The sequence below is a fragment of the Actinopolymorpha alba DSM 45243 genome, assembly GCF_000373925.1.
Classification (GTDB): domain Bacteria; phylum Actinomycetota; class Actinomycetes; order Propionibacteriales; family Actinopolymorphaceae; genus Actinopolymorpha; species Actinopolymorpha alba.
Map to the genome: position 1 here is coordinate 56,172 of NZ_KB892753.1, position 16,619 is coordinate 72,790.

Annotated in this window: 16 protein-coding genes; 7 read left to right on the plus strand and 9 right to left on the minus strand. The window is 68.5% G+C overall.

Features of this window, described 5'->3' with window-relative positions; genetic code table 11:
• Positions 1 to 91: 91 nt before the first annotated feature.
• Together B141_RS40980 and B141_RS40985 are read right to left on the minus strand one after the other, a co-directional pair.
• A complete protein-coding gene (locus tag B141_RS40980; RefSeq protein ID WP_020576225.1) occupies positions 92 to 760 on the minus strand; it encodes a ThuA domain-containing protein in 669 nt (222 codons plus the stop codon).
• A 110-nt stretch (positions 761 to 870) separates the two neighbouring features.
• Positions 871 to 1,644, minus strand: coding sequence for an NAD-dependent epimerase/dehydratase family protein (locus tag B141_RS40985; protein WP_020576226.1), 774 nt, complete (start codon positions 1,642 to 1,644; stop codon positions 871 to 873).
• A gap of 426 nt (positions 1,645 to 2,070) precedes the next feature.
• On the opposite strand from B141_RS40985, the gene B141_RS0116220 reads away from it, so the two are divergent.
• Positions 2,071 to 2,286: a DUF3073 domain-containing protein gene (locus tag B141_RS0116220; RefSeq protein ID WP_020576227.1), complete on the plus strand. Its 216-nt coding sequence runs from the start codon at positions 2,071 to 2,073 to the stop codon at positions 2,284 to 2,286.
• 24 nt (positions 2,287 to 2,310) lie between these two features.
• Here the strand turns inward: B141_RS0116220 and purM are convergent, their stop codons facing one another.
• Positions 2,311 to 3,375 (minus strand): phosphoribosylformylglycinamidine cyclo-ligase, encoded by a 1,065-nt coding sequence (purM, locus tag B141_RS0116225; protein WP_040421496.1) that lies wholly within the window; start codon positions 3,373 to 3,375, stop codon positions 2,311 to 2,313.
• 65 nt (positions 3,376 to 3,440) lie between these two features.
• Positions 3,441 to 4,922, minus strand: coding sequence for an amidophosphoribosyltransferase (gene purF / locus B141_RS0116230; protein WP_020576229.1), 1,482 nt, complete (start codon positions 4,920 to 4,922; stop codon positions 3,441 to 3,443).
• An 88-nt stretch (positions 4,923 to 5,010) separates the two neighbouring features.
• Between purF and B141_RS0116235 the strand changes: the two genes are divergently transcribed.
• Positions 5,011 to 6,465 (plus strand): serine hydrolase domain-containing protein, encoded by a 1,455-nt coding sequence (locus tag B141_RS0116235; RefSeq protein ID WP_084678325.1) that lies wholly within the window; start codon positions 5,011 to 5,013, stop codon positions 6,463 to 6,465.
• Position 6,466: 1 nt separating this feature from the next.
• Here the strand turns inward: B141_RS0116235 and B141_RS0116240 are convergent, their stop codons facing one another.
• The gene (locus B141_RS0116240) at positions 6,467 to 6,835 is read right to left on the minus strand and encodes a hypothetical protein (protein WP_020576231.1); all 369 of its coding nucleotides are present in this window, start codon (positions 6,833 to 6,835) and stop codon (positions 6,467 to 6,469) included.
• Positions 6,836 to 6,919: 84 nt separating this feature from the next.
• Between B141_RS0116240 and B141_RS0116245 the strand changes: the two genes are divergently transcribed.
• The 3 genes from B141_RS0116245 to B141_RS0116255 all read left to right on the plus strand — a co-directional run bounded on the left by B141_RS0116245 (position 6,920) and on the right by B141_RS0116255 (position 9,816).
• Positions 6,920 to 7,492 (plus strand): TIGR03086 family metal-binding protein, encoded by a 573-nt coding sequence (locus B141_RS0116245; RefSeq protein ID WP_020576232.1) that lies wholly within the window; start codon positions 6,920 to 6,922, stop codon positions 7,490 to 7,492.
• Positions 7,493 to 7,511: 19 nt separating this feature from the next.
• Positions 7,512 to 8,537: an L-threonine 3-dehydrogenase gene (tdh, locus tag B141_RS0116250; RefSeq protein ID WP_020576233.1), complete on the plus strand. Its 1,026-nt coding sequence runs from the start codon at positions 7,512 to 7,514 to the stop codon at positions 8,535 to 8,537.
• Between the two features lie 109 nt (positions 8,538 to 8,646).
• A complete protein-coding gene (locus B141_RS0116255; RefSeq protein WP_202805803.1) occupies positions 8,647 to 9,816 on the plus strand; it encodes a glycine C-acetyltransferase in 1,170 nt (389 codons plus the stop codon).
• On the opposite strand, the gene cysN is transcribed toward B141_RS0116255, so the two are convergent.
• The 3 genes from cysN to B141_RS45710 form a co-directional block, all read right to left on the minus strand.
• Positions 9,813 to 11,063, minus strand: a complete 1,251-nt coding sequence (gene cysN / locus B141_RS0116260; RefSeq protein ID WP_020576235.1) for a sulfate adenylyltransferase subunit CysN — start codon at positions 11,061 to 11,063, stop codon at positions 9,813 to 9,815. The genes B141_RS0116255 and cysN overlap by 4 nt on opposite strands.
• The gene (gene cysD, locus B141_RS0116265) at positions 11,063 to 11,968 is read right to left on the minus strand and encodes a sulfate adenylyltransferase subunit CysD (RefSeq protein WP_020576236.1); all 906 of its coding nucleotides are present in this window, start codon (positions 11,966 to 11,968) and stop codon (positions 11,063 to 11,065) included. The genes cysN and cysD overlap by 1 nt, the downstream gene beginning before the upstream one ends.
• Before the next feature lie 99 nt (positions 11,969 to 12,067).
• Positions 12,068 to 12,919: a GNAT family N-acetyltransferase gene (locus B141_RS45710; RefSeq protein WP_020576237.1), complete on the minus strand. Its 852-nt coding sequence runs from the start codon at positions 12,917 to 12,919 to the stop codon at positions 12,068 to 12,070.
• Between the two features lie 90 nt (positions 12,920 to 13,009).
• Here B141_RS45710 and B141_RS0116275 point away from each other — a divergent pair, with 90 nt between their 5' ends.
• A complete protein-coding gene (locus B141_RS0116275; RefSeq protein ID WP_084678327.1) occupies positions 13,010 to 14,071 on the plus strand; it encodes a GNAT family N-acetyltransferase in 1,062 nt (353 codons plus the stop codon).
• Between the two features lie 121 nt (positions 14,072 to 14,192).
• Here the strand turns inward: B141_RS0116275 and B141_RS0116280 are convergent, their stop codons facing one another.
• Positions 14,193 to 14,870, minus strand: a complete 678-nt coding sequence (locus B141_RS0116280) for a sugar transferase (RefSeq protein WP_020576239.1) — start codon at positions 14,868 to 14,870, stop codon at positions 14,193 to 14,195.
• A gap of 612 nt (positions 14,871 to 15,482) precedes the next feature.
• On the opposite strand from B141_RS0116280, the gene B141_RS0116285 reads away from it, so the two are divergent.
• A complete protein-coding gene (locus B141_RS0116285) occupies positions 15,483 to 16,430 on the plus strand; it encodes a lysozyme (protein WP_237742712.1) in 948 nt (315 codons plus the stop codon).
• Positions 16,431 to 16,619: the final 189 nt, after the last annotated feature.

Genomic DNA, 16,619 nt, shown 5'->3' on the forward strand with positions numbered 1-16,619 from the left:
CACGGCATCGGCACCATGTAAGGCCCGTAATGACCACGTAAACGTGATCATTACGGGTCGCGCGCCGGTCCTCCGTCAGAACAGGAAGGGTCTACGAGCGGCCGGCCACCCAGCGGGCGGCGTTGCGGATGATGTGGCGTACGTCGTCGCGGTAGTACGTGGGGTTCTCCTCATGGCCCGGCCGGAAGTAGAACACCCGGCCAGCACCCACCGTGTAGGCGCAGCCCGACCGGAACTCATGGCCGCCCGGGAAGCGCGAGTGGAACACCACCGTGTCCGGTTTGCCGCAGCCGAACTCCTCGTCGTACATCTCCTCCTCTTCGATCGCGAAGTCGCTCACACCCGCGGCCACCGGGTGGTCGGGCGCGAGCACCGTGATCGATTCGGGGCCGGCGTCGTGCTTCACGCCACCGATCCGGCCGTCGTCACCGATGAGCCTGGTGAACGGCTTGGCCATGTGGGAGGAGTGGAGGGCGAGGAAGCCCATCCCGCGCTCCTTCACGTGCCGCTCGATCCGGTCGACGGTCTCGTCCCGGACCGCGCCGTGGAGCATGTGTCCCCACCAGGCGAGCACGTCGGTCTGAGCGAGGACCTCCTCCGGAACGCCCTGACCCGGGTCGACGAGTTCGGCGGTGCTCACCGCGAAGTCGGGGCTCTGGCGCAGCCCGTCCGCGACCGCGCCGTTGATGTCGTACGGGTACATCTCCTTGGGGGCGGTGTGCTCAGACCACACCAGTACGCGGATCTTCTGCTCGCTCACGTTTCGTCCTCCTACGCCGCCAGGCGGCGGTTCTTCGTGGGATGGGTTCTCCGGGGGGTGCCCTGAGTCAGAGGGATCGTCGGGATTCGTGCAGGTCAGACAGGTCAGGGTCAGGCCACGGGTCCGCGCGGGCACAGCGACCTGCGGGGATTCGGGTCAAGCTCGGTGAAGAAGACCTCGGAGTCACCGGTCGGCGCGTACCCGATCTCCGCCCGCGCGTTGGAGGTGTCCCACTCGTGCCGGGTGTTGGCCGAGACACCGTGGTAGACACCGAACCGGACGTCCGCGGCCTCGATGGCGCGAACGACCAGGTGCCGGAGGTCTGCCGGCGCGAGCCAGGACGGCATCGACCCGACGGCGAAGGGCCGGTCCTGGACCGCACCGAACCGCAGGCACACCACTGACAGGCCGGTGCGGTAGCTGTACGTGCGGCCAAGGGCCTCGGCGAACGCCTTTGTCGCGCCGTACGCACAACACGGAGAGGGTGGCCAGAACGGGTCAACCGGGTGCTGCTCCTGCTGGACGTAGCCACCCATGGCGTGGACCGAGCTGGCCAGGATCACCCGGCGGACGTCTGCCCGCTGGGCGGCATCGAGGATGGTGGCCACCAGGTCGACGTTCGGGGTCCGCAGCGCGTCCCAGCTGGCCTGGGCCCGCGGGTTGGCGGCGAGGTGCACGACGGTGTCGACGCCCTGCACGACCTCCGTCGCGAACGCCCGGTCGGCGAGATCACCGACGCGGACGTCGGTGTGCTCCGGAGGGTCCGCGGCGGGGAGGGGCTGGACGACGTCGACGAGGCGACGCGCGTAACCACTGAGCCCCGGCAACAGGTGCCGGGCGACCTGACCGGCCGCACCGGTCAGTAGCACCGTCCGCTCGATCATCGCCGTTTCCGTTCCGGGCCCGTCCGGTGTGTTGGCGAGCCGTCCCCCGAGATCGCTGGCCTCTCTTTCGTCGCATTCCTATCGCACCGGAGGGGGCAGCTTCGAGCGGATTCCGGCGTACGGACGTCTTGCCCGATCCCGGACTCTGTCCGGCCGCGTCACGAGCCGTCGACGCTCTATGAAGTCGTACGATTACTTTCCGTTGGCAACGCGAGCCTCCGGTAGGTGTCGCCATCCCGGTCTTTGTGGATAGCCTGTGGAAAGACTGTGGATGTTGCGCAATTCGGCGCGGACGCACCCCGACCCCAGGTGCGAGATCGGGCCGCCTGCCGGTACCGTTGACCTACGAGCAGATGAGACCGTGAGCCCGCGGGCACGCGTGTAATGCGTGTTGCCCCGGTTTATGTTGTGCGAGGGGGTCGACCCATGGGGCGCGGCCGTGCTAAGGCCAAGCAGACGAAGGTCGCCCGGGAGCTGAAGTACCGCACCCACGACACCGACCTCGACGCGCTGCAGCGAGAGCTGTCGAGTCGACAGGACGGCGCGAATGGTGATATTCGCGCAGAGCAGGACGACCCCGACGAAGAGCCTGACGAAGACGGGGCCGACGAGGATCAGCAACGCATCGCACGTCACCGCTGACCTCATCAGCAGTAGACGTCGCGGTCAGCTCCGTCCGTAGCTACCCGCGAGATGCGCCGAACCCTCACCTGCGAACACGCTTCCGGCGATCCAAGCGTGGATGCCGCGGTTGGCGAGGATGCCGACCGCGGCATCGGCGTCCCTGGGATCCACCATCGCGAGCATGCCCACCCCCATGTTGAAGGTGCGCTCGAGTTCCGCCTGCTCGACACCACCCAGTTCACCGAGCAGGGAGAAGACCCGCGGCGGCGACCAGGTTGACCGGTCGAGTGCGACCTCGAGGCCGGCCGGCACGACCCGAGCGGTGTTCGCCGCGAGCCCACCACCGGTGATGTGCGCCATCGCGTGCACGCCGGTCTCGCGGGCGAGCGCGAGGCAGTCCTTGGCGTAGACCCGGGTGGGCTCGAGCAACTCCTCGCCGAGCGTCCGACCGAAGTCGTCCACGTGGCGGTCGAGGGTCCAGCCAGCCTCGCGGATCACATGGCGTACCAGCGAATAGCCGTTGGAGTGCAACCCGGACGAGGCCATCGCCACCACCACGTCGCCGGCGCGTACCCGATCAGGGCCGAGCACCTCGTCGGCCTCGACGACGCCGGTCGTCGCACCTGCCACGTCGTACTCGTCCGGCTCCAGCAGACCCGCGTGCTCGGCGGTCTCGCCGCCGATGAGCGCACAGCCGGCCACCACGCAGGCCTCGGCGATGCCCTTGACGATCTGGGCGATGCGTTCGGGCACGACCTTGCCGCAGGCGATGTAGTCGGTGAGGAACAGCGGCTCCGCCCCACACACCACCAGGTCGTCGACCAGCATCCCGATCAGGTCGAAGCCGATCGTGTCGTGCTTGTCGAGCGCCTGGGCGATCGCGACCTTGGTGCCGACGCCATCCGTCGAGGTGGCGAGCAGTGGACGGCGGTACGACCGGAGAGCCGAGGCGTCGAAGAGCCCGGCGAAGCCGCCCACACCCCCGACCACCTCCGGCCGGCGGGTCTTCTCGATCCAGTCCCGCATCAGGGCAACGGCCCGGTCACCGGCCTCGATGTCGACCCCGGCCTCGGCGTACGACGCCCCACGACCTCGGGAGGCCCCCATCGACTCGGTCACGTCACGGTGTCCTTTCTGCGGCGTACGGGACAGCACGCCCGGGCCACGCCCGGTCACTGGCGGGGTGCCGCGACCTCGAGCTGGAACTTGCCCAGGCGGGCGGACTCGGGAATCTCGACCGGGTAGCTGCCGTCGAAACAGGCCCGACACAGCTGGCTGGCCGGAACCATGCTGGCTTCCGTGAGCTCCTCGAGCGAGATGAAGCCGAGAGAGTCAGCGCCGATCGACGCGCAGATCTCCGCCACGCTCTGCTCGGCCGCGATCAGCTCGGAGGGGGACGCGAAGTCGATGCCGTAGAAGCACGGCCACTTGACCGGCGGGCTGGAGATCCGGACGTGCACCTCGCGGGCACCGGCCTCTCGCAGCATCCGCACCAGCGCCTGCTGGGTGTTGCCGCGCACGATGGAGTCGTCGACCATCACCAGGCGCTTGCCCTCGATGACCTCGCGCAGGGGGTTGTACTTCAGCCGGATGCCGAGCTGACGAAGGGTCTGGCTGGGTTGGATGAACGTCCGGCCGACGTAGCTGTTCTTGACCAGGCCGTGGCCGTATGGGATGCCGCTCTCCTCGGCGTACCCGATCGCCGCCGGTGTCGCCGACTCCGGGACCGGGATGACGAGGTCGGCGTCCACGGGGAAGTCCCGCGCCAGCCGGCGTCCCACCTCGACCCGGGTCGCATGCACTGACTGGCCGGAGATCTTGGTGTCAGGACGGGCCAGGTAGACGAACTCGAACAGGCAGCCCTTCGGCTCGGGCGACGCGAACCGGCGGGACCGGATGCCGTCCCCGTCGATCGCCACGATCTCGCCGGGCTCCACCTCGCGGACGAACGTCGCGCCCACGATGTCGAGAGCGGCGTTCTCGCTGGCCACGACCCAACCGCGCGCGAGCTCGCCGATCACCAGCGGCCGGATGCCCTGCGGGTCGCGGGCGGCGTACAACGTGCCCTCGTCCATGAAGACCAACGAGAAGGCGCCCCGGAGCTCGACGAAGACCTCGGCGGCCGCGTCGATCAGCGGCCGATCGGGGTACGTCGCGAGCAGGCGGGTGATCAGGCCCGTGTCGGTCGACGCGCCCTTGTCGCCCACCGGCTCGAACAGGCTGGTCTCGACCGAGCGCTTCGCAGCGAGCTCGACGAGGTCGCCGCTGTTGGTGAGGTTGCCGTTGTGGGCGAGCGCCACCCCGCCGACCGCAGTGGACCGGAACGTCGGCTGGGCGTTCTCCCAGACGCTCGATCCGGTGGTCGAGTAGCGGCAGTGGCCGACCGCGAGGTGCCCTGAGAGCGACTCGAGGATCGCTTCGTCGAACACCTGGGACACCAGACCCATGTCCTTGTAGACCAGGATCTGTCGACCGTTGCCTACCGCGATGCCCGCTGACTCCTGTCCGCGGTGTTGCAACGCGTAAAGACCAAAATAGGTAAGCTTCGCGACCTCTTCCCCTGGAGCCCAGACACCGAAGACGCCACATGCGTCCTTGGGTCCTTTGTCTTCGGGGTGAGGGTCATGGGAGAGCAGTCCGTCGCCACCCGGCACGGTTCGAGTGTAACCAGACGCCTCCAAACCACCCGACGGCGCGGTCTCCCGAAGGCGTCGCCAGGGGTACGGCACTACCCTGGCGCGCATGTCGCTTCCGCCTGACCAGTCGCTCCAGCCCGCATCGGCCGCCGGCGCGGCGCCGCCTGCCGAGAGCCCTTCGGGACCCGCGGCAGGGGTGCTCCCCACGACCGCGCACGAGCTGCTCCGCCGGGTCGCGCGGGAGCAGGCGGACGGGCGAGCTCCCGCGCTGGTCGCCGGCGTCCTGCGTTCCGGAGCGCTCGTCTGGGACGGCGCGCGCGGCCGGGCGGGCCAGTCCGCGCCGGACACCGACACGCAGTCGCGGATCGGGTCGATCACCAAGACCTTCACAGCGGTCCTCGTGGCCAGGCTTCGCGACGAGGGGCGGTTGGACTTTTCCGACCCGCTCGAACGCCACGTACCCGGCACCCCACTGGGCGACCGGACGCTGGCGCAGCTGCTGTCACATACCTCCGGCGTCCAGGCGGAGAGCGACGGCCCGTGGTGGGAGCGCACGCCCGGAGCCGCCTGGCCCGGCCTGGCCGCCACCCTGACCGACGCCACGCTCAGGCACGAAGCGGGCCGGCGCTTCCACTACTCCAACGTCGGCTTCGCGGCGCTGGGCGAGGTCGTCGCCCGCCACCGCGGGCGCTCCTGGTGGGAGGCGCTCGCTGAGGAGGTCCTGGCTCCGCTGGAGCTGCGACGGACGACGTACCACCCGCAGGCTCCGCACCTGTCCGGCTTCGCGGTGCACCCGTGGGCAGACCTGCTGCTGCCGGAGCCCGCCCATGACGCCGGCGCGATGGCTCCCGCCGGGCAGCTGTGGTCGACGATCACCGACCTGTCCCGCTGGGCGGCGTTCCTTGCCGGCGACACCGGTGACGTCCTCGACCCCGACACGCTGGCCGAGATGCGGGAGCCGATCACCGTCGACCGGGCGCCCACCTGGACCTCGGGGTACGGGCTCGGCTGGCAGGTCCTCAAGGTCGACGGGCGGACTCTTGTCGGGCATGGCGGCTCGATGCCCGGCTTCCTCGCTGGCCTCTACGTCGACGTCGAGGATGAGCTCGGCGCGGTCGCGCTCGCCAACACGACTTCCGGTATCAACCCGGTCGCGCTCGGCAGCGATCTGATCAGCATCGTCGCCGAGCGCGAACCAAGGTTGCCGGCCGAGTGGGCTCCGGTGGCGTCCCTGCCTGAGAGTGTGTTCGACATCCTCGGCGGGTGGCACTGGGGGCCAGCGGCGTACGTCCTGCGCGTTCGCGGCACCGGCGAGCTCGAACTCGGCCCGATGGGGAACGCCGGGCGGGCGTCGCGCTTTCGACCGAACGCCGATGGCACGTGGACCGGACTCGACGGCTACTACGCGGGCGAGACGCTCGAGGTCGTACGGCGGCCGGATGGCAGCGTGAGCCACCTCAACCTCGCGACGTTCGTCTTCACCCGCAAGCCGTACGACCCGAGCACGCCGATCCCGGGCGGGGTCGACGAGGCGGGATGGTCGGGCACCGCCGGTCTCTGACCTACCCGTCTGGGATGCTCGCAGATCGCTGGCGCGGCGCCATGCGGTGCTCACGGGCGAGCACCGTGCGCGCCCGCAGGCACATGGCCGCGACCGCCTCGGCCTGGCGTTCGTCTTCGTTGCTCAACACGTGGGAGTGGGCAGGGTCGGCGAAGGCACCGATGGCGCGCATGAGGATGCTCCACTGCGGATGCGGCAGGGTCCCTTCGAGGTCGGTCATTCCGTCGGCACGCTCCTCCACGGTGGCGTACCGTGCGAGGATCGCGGTGCCAGCCAGCGCCAGCGCCTGCAGGCCGGCCTGACCAAGGGCGACGGGGTCGATCTCGGCCAGCGAGCCGGAGATCGATGAGCTTGAGTGGTTCGAAAGCATGTTCGAACGCTAGCAGCTTTGTCCGCCTCCACGCCATCCCTCGCCGAGGTTCGGACGGTCCCAGTTCGGGGGAGGCGAGGGGTTATGACGAAGACGCAGGAATCCGCACGGACGTTGATGCCGCGCGCCGCGCGGGTGTTCAGCGACCGGGTCCACGGCGTGCCCGCCAATCAGTGGACCGGGTCCACGCCGTGCACCGAGTGGACCGTTCGCGATCTGGTCAATCACCTGGCCTCAGAACACCTGTGGGCACCGCACATCCTGGGGGGCGAGACCATCGAGCAGGTCGGCGATCGTTACGACGGCGACGTCCTGGGAACCGACCCGGTGGCCACCTGGGACGCGGCGATCGCGGACTCGCTGGCCGCGTGGGCGCGTACGTCCGACGACGCGCAGGTCCATCTCTCCTTCGGCGACACGAGCGCCGAAGAGTACGCCGAGCAGATGCTGTTCGACCTCGCCGTCCATGCGTGGGACCTGGCTCGGGGCGCAGGACTCGACGAGCGTCTCGATCCGGTGGTCGTCCGGCACGTGTGGGCGTACGCCTCCGAGGCCGTACCCCAGTGGCAGGGCACCCCGATGATGGCGCCGCCGGTGCCGATCAAGTCGGACGACCAGCAGGACAAGCTGATCGCGCTGACCGGCCGCCGTCCGTGACGACCAGGACAGGTCCACGATGCGCGCGCTGGTGAAGGCCAAGCCGGAGCCGGGCCTGTGGCTGGAGGACGTGCCCGACCCCACCCCCGGCACCGGCGAGGTCCTCATCGAGGTGCTGCAGACAGGTATCTGCGGGACCGATCTCCACATCGTCGCGTGGGACGAGTGGGCCCAGGCGCACATTCCCACGCCGCTGGTCGTCGGCCACGAGTTCGTCGGGCGGATCGTCGCGCTCGGCGCGGGCGTGGACGATCTCACGGTCGGTGACCTCGTGGGCGGCGAGGGGCACCTGGTGTGCGGGCGTTGCCGCAACTGCATGGCTGGCCGGCGACACCTGTGTGCCCGTACCGAAGGGGTCGGTGTCACCCGGGCCGGGGCGTTCGCGGATTACCTCACGTTACCCGCCACCAACGTCTGGAAGCATCGGCCGGACATCGACCTTGACGTGGCCACGATCTTCGACCCGTTCGGGAACGCCGTTCACACCGCTCTGACCTTTCCGGTCCTCGGAGAGGACGTCCTCATCACCGGCGCCGGTCCGATCGGGATCATGGCGGCCGCGGTGGTCCGCCACGCCGGGGCGAGGTACGTCGTCATCACCGACGTCAACGACTATCGGCTCGAACTCGCCAGCAAGGTCGGCGTCACCGTCGCCGCCAACACCGGGCGTACCACGTTGGCGCGGGTCCATCAGGACCTCGGCATGAAGGAAGGCTTCGACATCGGTCTGGAGATGTCGGGGAACTCGCAGGCACTCCCGGCGATGGTCGAGGCGATGGCGCACGGCGGACGGATCGCGGTTCTTGGCCTGCCGTCCGGCGACATCAGCATCGACTGGAGCCGGGTCGTCCTGCACATGTTGACGATCAAGGGGATCTACGGCCGGCAGATGTTCGAGACGTGGTACGCGATGTCAGTGCTCGTCCAGGAAGGCCTCGACATCACACCGGTCATCACGCACAGGTTCCGTGCGGAAGAGTACGAGCAGGCGTTCAGGACGGTGCGGGAAGGCCTTTGTGGCAAGGTGATCCTGGACTGGACGTAACGTGGACAGTCCTGGGCTCATCTCCCCCGGCCGATCCTTCACTTGTCGCCGAATCGGTGCGAGTCGGATCAGGTAAAGGCTCTTAAGAAGGGACGAGATGTTCGACGGCATGCGTGACCACCTGCGTGCGGAACTCGCGGAAATCCGCGCGGGCGGCCTCTACAAGGCGGAACGCCCACTCACCACACCCCAACGCGCCGTGGTCGGGGTCTCCGGTGATCGGGAGGTGCTGAACCTCTGCGCCAACAACTATCTCGGCCTGGCCGACCATCCCTCGCTCGTCGCGGCCGCGCAAGCCGCCCTTGACGACTGGGGATTCGGGATGGCGTCCGTACGCTTCATCTGTGGTACGCAGGAACTCCACAAGACTCTCGAACGCCGGATCTCCGAGTTTCTCGGCACCGAGGACACCATCCTTTACAGCTCATGCTTCGACGCCAACACAGGGCTTTTCGAAACACTGCTCGGCTCCGACGACGCGATCATCTCCGACGCCCTCAACCACGCGAGCATCATCGACGGCGTACGCCTGTGTAAGGCGCGCCGATTCCGATACCAGAACCGCGATCTGGCCGATCTCGAAGCCCAACTGCAGAAGGCATCCGGCGCGAGATTCCGGATGATCGCCACCGATGGGGTGTTCTCCATGGACGGCTATCTCGCGCCGCTTGACCAGATCTGTGAGCTGGCCGAAAGGCACGGTGCGCTGGTCATGGTGGACGACTCCCACGCGGTCGGATTCGTCGGCCCGCGCGGCCGGGGTACACCCGAACTTCACGCCGTCGCCGACCGGGTCGACATCATCACCGGGACCTTGGGGAAGGCGCTCGGTGGGGCGAGTGGTGGCTATACGAGCGGCCGGGCCGAAATCATCGAACTTCTGCGCCAGCGGTCACGGCCGTACCTTTTCTCGAATTCCCTCGCGCCGGCGATCGCGGCCGCGTCGATCCAGGCGTTCGATCTTCTCGATTCCTCCGACGAACTCCGCGAACGGCTCCGCGACAACACCGCGTTCGTCCGGAATCGCCTTCTCCAGTTAGGTTTTGACGTACTCCCGGGCGAGCATCCAATCATCCCGGTGATGTTCGGGGACGCGGCACTGGCTGGCCGGATGGCCGACGCACTGCTCGACCTCGGGATCTATGTGACGGCGTTCTCCTACCCTGTGGTCCCGCACGGCGCGGCGCGGATCCGCACGCAGATGTCCGCGGCACACAGCCTGGACGACCTCGAGCGAGCGGCGGCCGCGTTCGCCAAAGCCCGCGACACAGTGGGCTAATCGGCGGCGACGATCATGCCGGCGCCAACGGTGACGTTGGTGGCCGCGTCGATCAGGATGAACCCGCCCGTCAACCGGTTACGGGCGTACTCGTCCACAAACAACGGCTGCGCGACCCGAAGGTCGACCCGGCCGATCTCGTTGAGCCCGAGTTGGTCAGCCTGCTCATCTCGGTGCAGGGTGTTGACGTCGAGGCGGTAGTGCAGCTTCTTGACGATCGCCTTCGCCGTCCGCGTCGTGTGCTTGATGTAGAGGCGCTGACCGGGCCGCAGCGGCTGGTCGATCATCCAGCTCACCATGGCGCAGACGTTCTGGGCGACCACCGGCTTGTTGAAGGGCCGGCAGATCAGGTCGCCGCGCGAGACGTCAAGATCGTCGGCCAGGAGCACCGTCACCGACATCGGTGGGTACGCCTCCTTGATCGGTCCGTCAGCGGTCTCGATCCGCTCGACCCGCGAGGTCATCCCCGAAGGAAGGACCATCACCTCGTCGCCGGGCTTGAGCACACCGCCCACGATCTGGCCGGCGTACCCGCGATAGTCGTGGAAGTCGTTGGACTGCGGGCGGATGACGTACTGCACCGGCAGGCGTACGTCGACGAGGTTACGGTCGCTCGCGACATGGACGTTCTCGAGGTGGTGGAGCAGCGAGGGTCCGTCGTACCACGGCATGTTGGCCGACCGCTCGACGACGTTGTCGCCCTCCAGCGCCGAGATCGGGACCACCTGCAGGTCGGGGATCGTCAGCTTGGTGGCGAAGCCGACGAACTCCTCCCGGATCCGCTCGAAGACCCCCTGGTCGTAGTCGACGAGGTCCATTTTGTTGACGCACAGGACCAGGTGCGGCACCCGCAGGAGCGAGACCAGGAACGCGTGCCGGCGGGTCTGCTCGACCAGGCCGATGCGGGCGTCGACGAGCACCAGGGCAAGGTCGGCGTTGGAGGCGCCGGTGACCATGTTGCGGGTGTACTGGATATGGCCGGGCGTGTCCGCGATGATGAACTTCCGCTTGGGAGTCGCGAAATAGCGGTAGGCCACGTCGATCGTGATGCCCTGCTCGCGTTCGGCGCGGAGCCCGTCGGTGAGGAGGGCCAGATTGGTGTATTCGAAGCCCTTGTCCCGGCTGGTCCGCTCGACCGCCTCGAGCTGGTCTTCGAAGATCGCCTTCGAGTCGTAGAGCAGCCGCCCGATGAGCGTGCTCTTGCCGTCGTCGACGGACCCCGCCGTCGCGAAGCGCAGGAGGTCCATCAGAAGTAGCCTTCCCGTTTGCGGTCTTCCATGGCGGCTTCACTGAACCTGTCGTCAGCCCGGGTCGCCCCACGCTCGGTGATCCGGCTGGTCGCCACCTCGGCGATGACCTCCTCGATGGTCGCCGCCGTGGACGGCACCGCGCCGGTGCAGGAGATGTCGCCGACCGTGCGGTAGCGGACCATCGCTTCGTACAACTCCTCGCCTGTCCGGCGGGGCAGCACGTCAGCCTCGGGGAGGAGCATGCCGTCCCGCTCGAAGACCTTGCGGCGGTGGGCGAAGTAGATGGACGGGATGTCGACTTCGGCGTCGGCGATGTACTGCCAGATGTCCAGCTCGGTCCAGTTGGACAACGGGAACGCCCGGATCGACTCACCCGGGTGGAGCCGGCCGTTGTAGACGTTCCAGAGCTCGGGGCGTTGGTTCTTGGGGTCCCACTGGCCGAACTCATCGCGGAACGAGAAGACGCGTTCCTTGGCGCGGGCCTTCTCCTCGTCGCGCCGGGCGCCGCCGAGGAGGGCGTCGAAGCCGTGCTGCTCGACCGTCTCGAGCAGCACGTGGGTCTGGAGGCGGTTACGGCCCTGCCCCGGGCGTTCGGTCAGGCGACCGTCGTCGATCGCGTCCTGCACCGAGCCGACCACCAGCCGGAGGCCCAGCTCCTTCACCCGGCGGTCGCGGAACTCCAGCACCTCGGCGAAGTTGTGCCCGGTGTCGATGTGGACGATCGCGAACGGCACTCGTGCCGGCCAGAACGCCTTCTCGGCGAGCCGGAGCATCACACAGGAGTCCTTGCCGCCTGAGAAGAGGAGAGCAGGGCGCTCGAACTCGGCGGCCACCTCACGGATGATGTGGACCGATTCCGACTCGAGCGCCCGCAAGTGCGACAACCGGTAATCGACGGGCATGACACCACCTGGCACGCATTCGGACAAAGACAGACGCCCTGCGATGCTACCTGGGCCAGACACATCCTGAGGACACTCGTCTGGGCCGGTCCCGGGCGTTCACAGGTCGAGACGCAACCGGCGAAACGCCGCGAGCACCGGACCGGGCGGCCCACCCGGCCGCGTCTCACCGGCCGTGAACACCCGCGCCGGCCTCCCTCCCGGCACGATCGGGGCGAGCGCCGCCATCAGGGTGGCCAGGGTGCCCGCGTCGTCCGTCGCACTCAGATCGCTCGCGCCGCCGCTCACCCGCCAGCCACCCGCCAGCACCCGGACATCCAGGACGCCGTCGCCCTGGCTGACCTGCAGATCTCCGAAGCCGTACGCAGCGTGATGCGCCGAGAACGCCGGCCAGGTACGCAGGCGCCAACCCGGCGAGGTGGCGGCGTCCGTGGGCACCGGCGGCGTGCCAGCGGCGGCTCCGGCCAGGCGGCCTTCCCCAGGTCCACTCGCCGCGCCACCATCGAGCGCCCACCAGGTCGAGCCGCCCACCGCCTGGAAACCCATCCGCTGGTAGAGCGCGGCCGCCGCGGCGTTGTCGTCGGCGACGTCCAACTCGATCGCCGACACCCCGGCGGCACGGGCGACCTCGACACCGTCGGCGAGCAGGTGCCGGCCGATTCCGGCCCGCCTCTGGTCGCCGGCCACCGCCACGCCGTTGAGGAAGAGCACGGGCCCGAGGAGCCGCCAGTCGGCGACCCCGGCGAGCCGGCCATCGGCCAGGGCGGCGCGTAACACCAGGGTCCGGCTGCCGGGCGGAACCGCGCAGCCCGCGGCGAGGAACCGCGCGAACCGGCCGCTGTCGTACGGCGTGAGCCCCGCGCACGCCACCGGCACGACGAGGCGGAGCAACTCCGCGGCCGGCGGCCACCAGCGTTCCTCGTCGGCGTCACACACGCGAACCTCAGGCACCGAACCACCTCCACCCGATTGGGGCTGCCGAATCGGGACCTCTAGGCTTGTCCACGCATTTCACCTGCCGCCTACACCACCACATCGTTCATGGACACAGTGACCAGGCTCGAGGACGAGCCCTCGTGGCTTGCCGGGCTTGAGTTGGCCGGCGGGTACGACACATACCACCTCCCCGCCTACCAGCGGCTCACCACCCCTGAAGTGTGTGACGCGGTCCTGCTGGCCTACGAGGCCGGTGGTGTCAAGGTGGTCCTGCCGCTGACCCTGCGCCCGCTTCCGGCCGCCGTTCGTGAGGCGACCGGCTACGCGCTGGACGCGACCTCCGTGTACGGCTATCCCGGTCCGCTGTGCGACGTGCCCGGCGACCGCGTGGATGACGACTGGCGACACGGATTCGCGGAGTGGTTCACCAAGACCTGCGCGGAGCTGTCCGTGCTCTCGGTATTCCTCCGCACCAACCCGTTGCTCGACGCGGGCGACCTCTTCACCGCGGCGCCCTTCGTCGTCTCCGCGACCACGCCGACCGTCGCGGTGGACCTCACCCGTACGCGGGAGGAGCGGCTCGCCCGGGCGACGTCCCACCATCGGCGGGCTCTGCGCAAGTCGACCGCGCACGGTCTGACGTACGCCCGCGACCACGGCGACGACGCGATCGCCGGGTTCACGGCCTGCTACCTCGAGACCATGTCGAAGCACGAGGCATCCGAGTCGTATCTGCTCGACGAGGCCCGGGTCGCACAACTCCTCACCGCGCTCGGCGAGCACGCCGAGCTGTGGGTGGCCCGCAAGCCTGACGGTGAGGTCGCGAGTGCGGCGATCTTCTTCCGTACGAACGGCATCCTGCAGTACCACCTCGGCGGCACTCGCGCGGCCGACTACGCGCTCGGTGCGGCTCGACCGCTGTTCGAGGCGGTCGCCGAGGAGGGACGCCTGCGCGGAGATCGGTGGCTGCACCTCGGTGGCGGGGTGGGCGGCGGGGATGACAGCCTGCTGCGCTACAAGGGTGGCTTCGGGCCCGAGCGCTTCGCCTATCGCACCATCCGCGCGATCCTCGATCAGGACGCGTACGCCAAGGCCGCCCGGTCCGTGGAGCTGGACCCGGATCGGGGATTCTTCCCGGCCTACCGCACCGCCGGCCTCGGCGTCTGACGGTCGGGTTCACGTAGCTCCCGTAATGATCACGTTTACGTGATCATTACGGGCCCCGGACGCTGCCTCGGGCCAGAGCGGCGCCAGTGCGCCTCGGACTCGAACAGTCGTACCGGTCTGATCAGCCGGCGCGGAGAAGCTTGCGGTCCTTGGCGGTGAGGATGAACTCGTCGGTCATCGCCTCACCGCGCTCCTCATCCAGGTCGCTCATCAACGTGCGGGTGTCGACCACCACGCCCTCGCGAGCGAAGACCACCTTCACGGTCTGGACCAGGATCCTGGCGTCGAGCCACAAGGAGCGGCGGTCGACGTACTCGACGTCGAGGCTGAGCCGCGTGCTCCAACCCACGGTGTTGCGGCCGGCGATCTGAGCGAGTCCGGTGATGCCGGGGCGGACGTCAAAGCGGCGGCGCTCGTAGGCGGTGTACCACACGTCGTACTTCGGGAGCAGCGGCCGCGGCCCGATGATGCTCATGTCGCCGCGGAGCACGTTGATGAGCTGCGGGATCTCGTCAAGGCTGAGCTTGCGCAGCAGCCGGCCGAGCCGCGTGAGCCGCCGGTGATCGGGCAGCAGATAGCCCTGGCCGTCCCGCTTGTCTGTCATCGTGCGGAACTTCAGAACCGAGAACGAACGCCCGTGCATGCCGGTCCGGCGCTGGCGGAAGAGGACGGGAGATCCGAGCCGCCAGCGTACGACGAACGCAACCATCAGCACGACTGGAGAGAGGACGAGCAATCCGACGAGTGCAAGCGCGATGTCGAAGCCACGCTTCACACCGCGCGCCACCTGGTGCTTCACAACACCCCCAAGGTCTGTCCCGGCCAGTTGGTGCGGGCCTGGGACGAACGACGCGGCTCCCGTTGTGTCCGCTCGACGTTCACCCGCACCACCCCCCGGCGCTACCAACGACTCGCGGCGCGCACGGTTACGAACAATCTGCCGCTAATGACGTGTTATGAGACATCATTGCCAAGATTGTTACTTAGTGTTCGACATCCACTCCGGAGAGGCAGAAAAGCGCAGGCATACTACGCAGCTTTGGACAACTCCGACTGACGATCGAGATCGGGATTTCCCGATCCACCTAGATGACTCCCGGCCTGGCCCGTAAGTTGCGTCACGATGGGTGCAAAATTTCGGCGTACTTCACACCTGATCTTCCGGATGGTGGACCGCCGGTTTTGCCGAACCTCAGGGGGAACCGCAGAATGCCCAGGTCGGCCGCGGGGGCCGCACCGGCAACACCAACGGCAACGCGGTTCCCCCGAAGTAGCTCGGCACGAAGATCTCCTGCCCTCTGTCGACAGACACGAGTACCCACCTCCCCTCCTGATCCCGGATACCCGGGGCGGGCGTGACGGGAGGAGTCGGGGGGGCGTGTTGCTCCGCACCCCGACCGAAGGAGATCTCGTGAGGCCAACCGCCTCCTCGTCCGCGCACGCCCCGAAGGACCCGGAGTCCTCGAAGCACTCGCGGCATCCGAAGCCCGGCCACCGTCCGCACCGCCTGACCGCCCCCGGCAGGGCCGCGGCCCTCCTCGGCACCGCCGTCGTCGCGGGCGCCGTTGCCGTGGGCGCCGCCGCCGTGGGAGTGGCCACGCCCACGCTCGCCGCCGACCAGACCGGGGCGGTGACCCGGGCGGCCAGCGCCTCGCCGAAGCCGCACTCCAAGGCCGATCCCTCCAAGGCGAAGGCCGGCCTCAAACCCGTGATCATCCGCACGCGGGGTGGCCGGACGCCGGGCATCGACGTCGCCAGTCACCAGGGCAACGTCGACTGGAAGCACTGGTGGAGCAAGGGCAAGAAGTTCGCCTACGTCAAGGCCACCGAGGGCACCCGCTACCGCAACCCGTACTTCCGGCAGCAGTACTTCGGTGCCGGTGACGTCGGCATGATCCGCGGCGCGTACCACTTCGGCCGGCCGGACCGGGCCAGCGGCGCCGACCAGGCCAACTTCTTCGTCGACAACGGCGGTGGACTGCGCAGCGACGGGAGGACCCTGCCCGGCGAGCTCGACATCGAGTACGGCGAGGCCGTCAGCGTCTCGACCTGCTACGGGATCTCCAAGCGCGCGATGGTCAACTGGATCCGCGACTTCCTCCAGACCTACAAGGCCCGCACGGGACACAACGCCCTGATCTACACCACCGAAGAGTGGTGGCAGCAGTGCACCGGCGACACCAAGGAGTTCAGCGACAGCCCGCTGTGGATCGCGGAGTACGGACGGAGCACGGGCCCGCTGCCCGGTCGCTGGAAGCGGCACACCTTCTGGCAGTACACCGACTCGCCGATCGACCAGAACTACTTCAACGGGTCGCTCGACGAACTGAAGGCGTGGGCGTACAACGCGGCGAAGTGACAACCTGCCCGCCTCCGGAGGGGCGCCACTCGATCGCACCGGATCGAGGGCGCCCCTCCGGCAGGTTCGCGTGGAAACTTGCTGCCAGAAACCTACCGACCTGGGTAACTTTCTCCTTAGTCTCCGGATCACTGGCGATATGGGGCTTGTCCGCCCGCTTGTCCGGGCGGCCCACCCACCGCTCCGCCC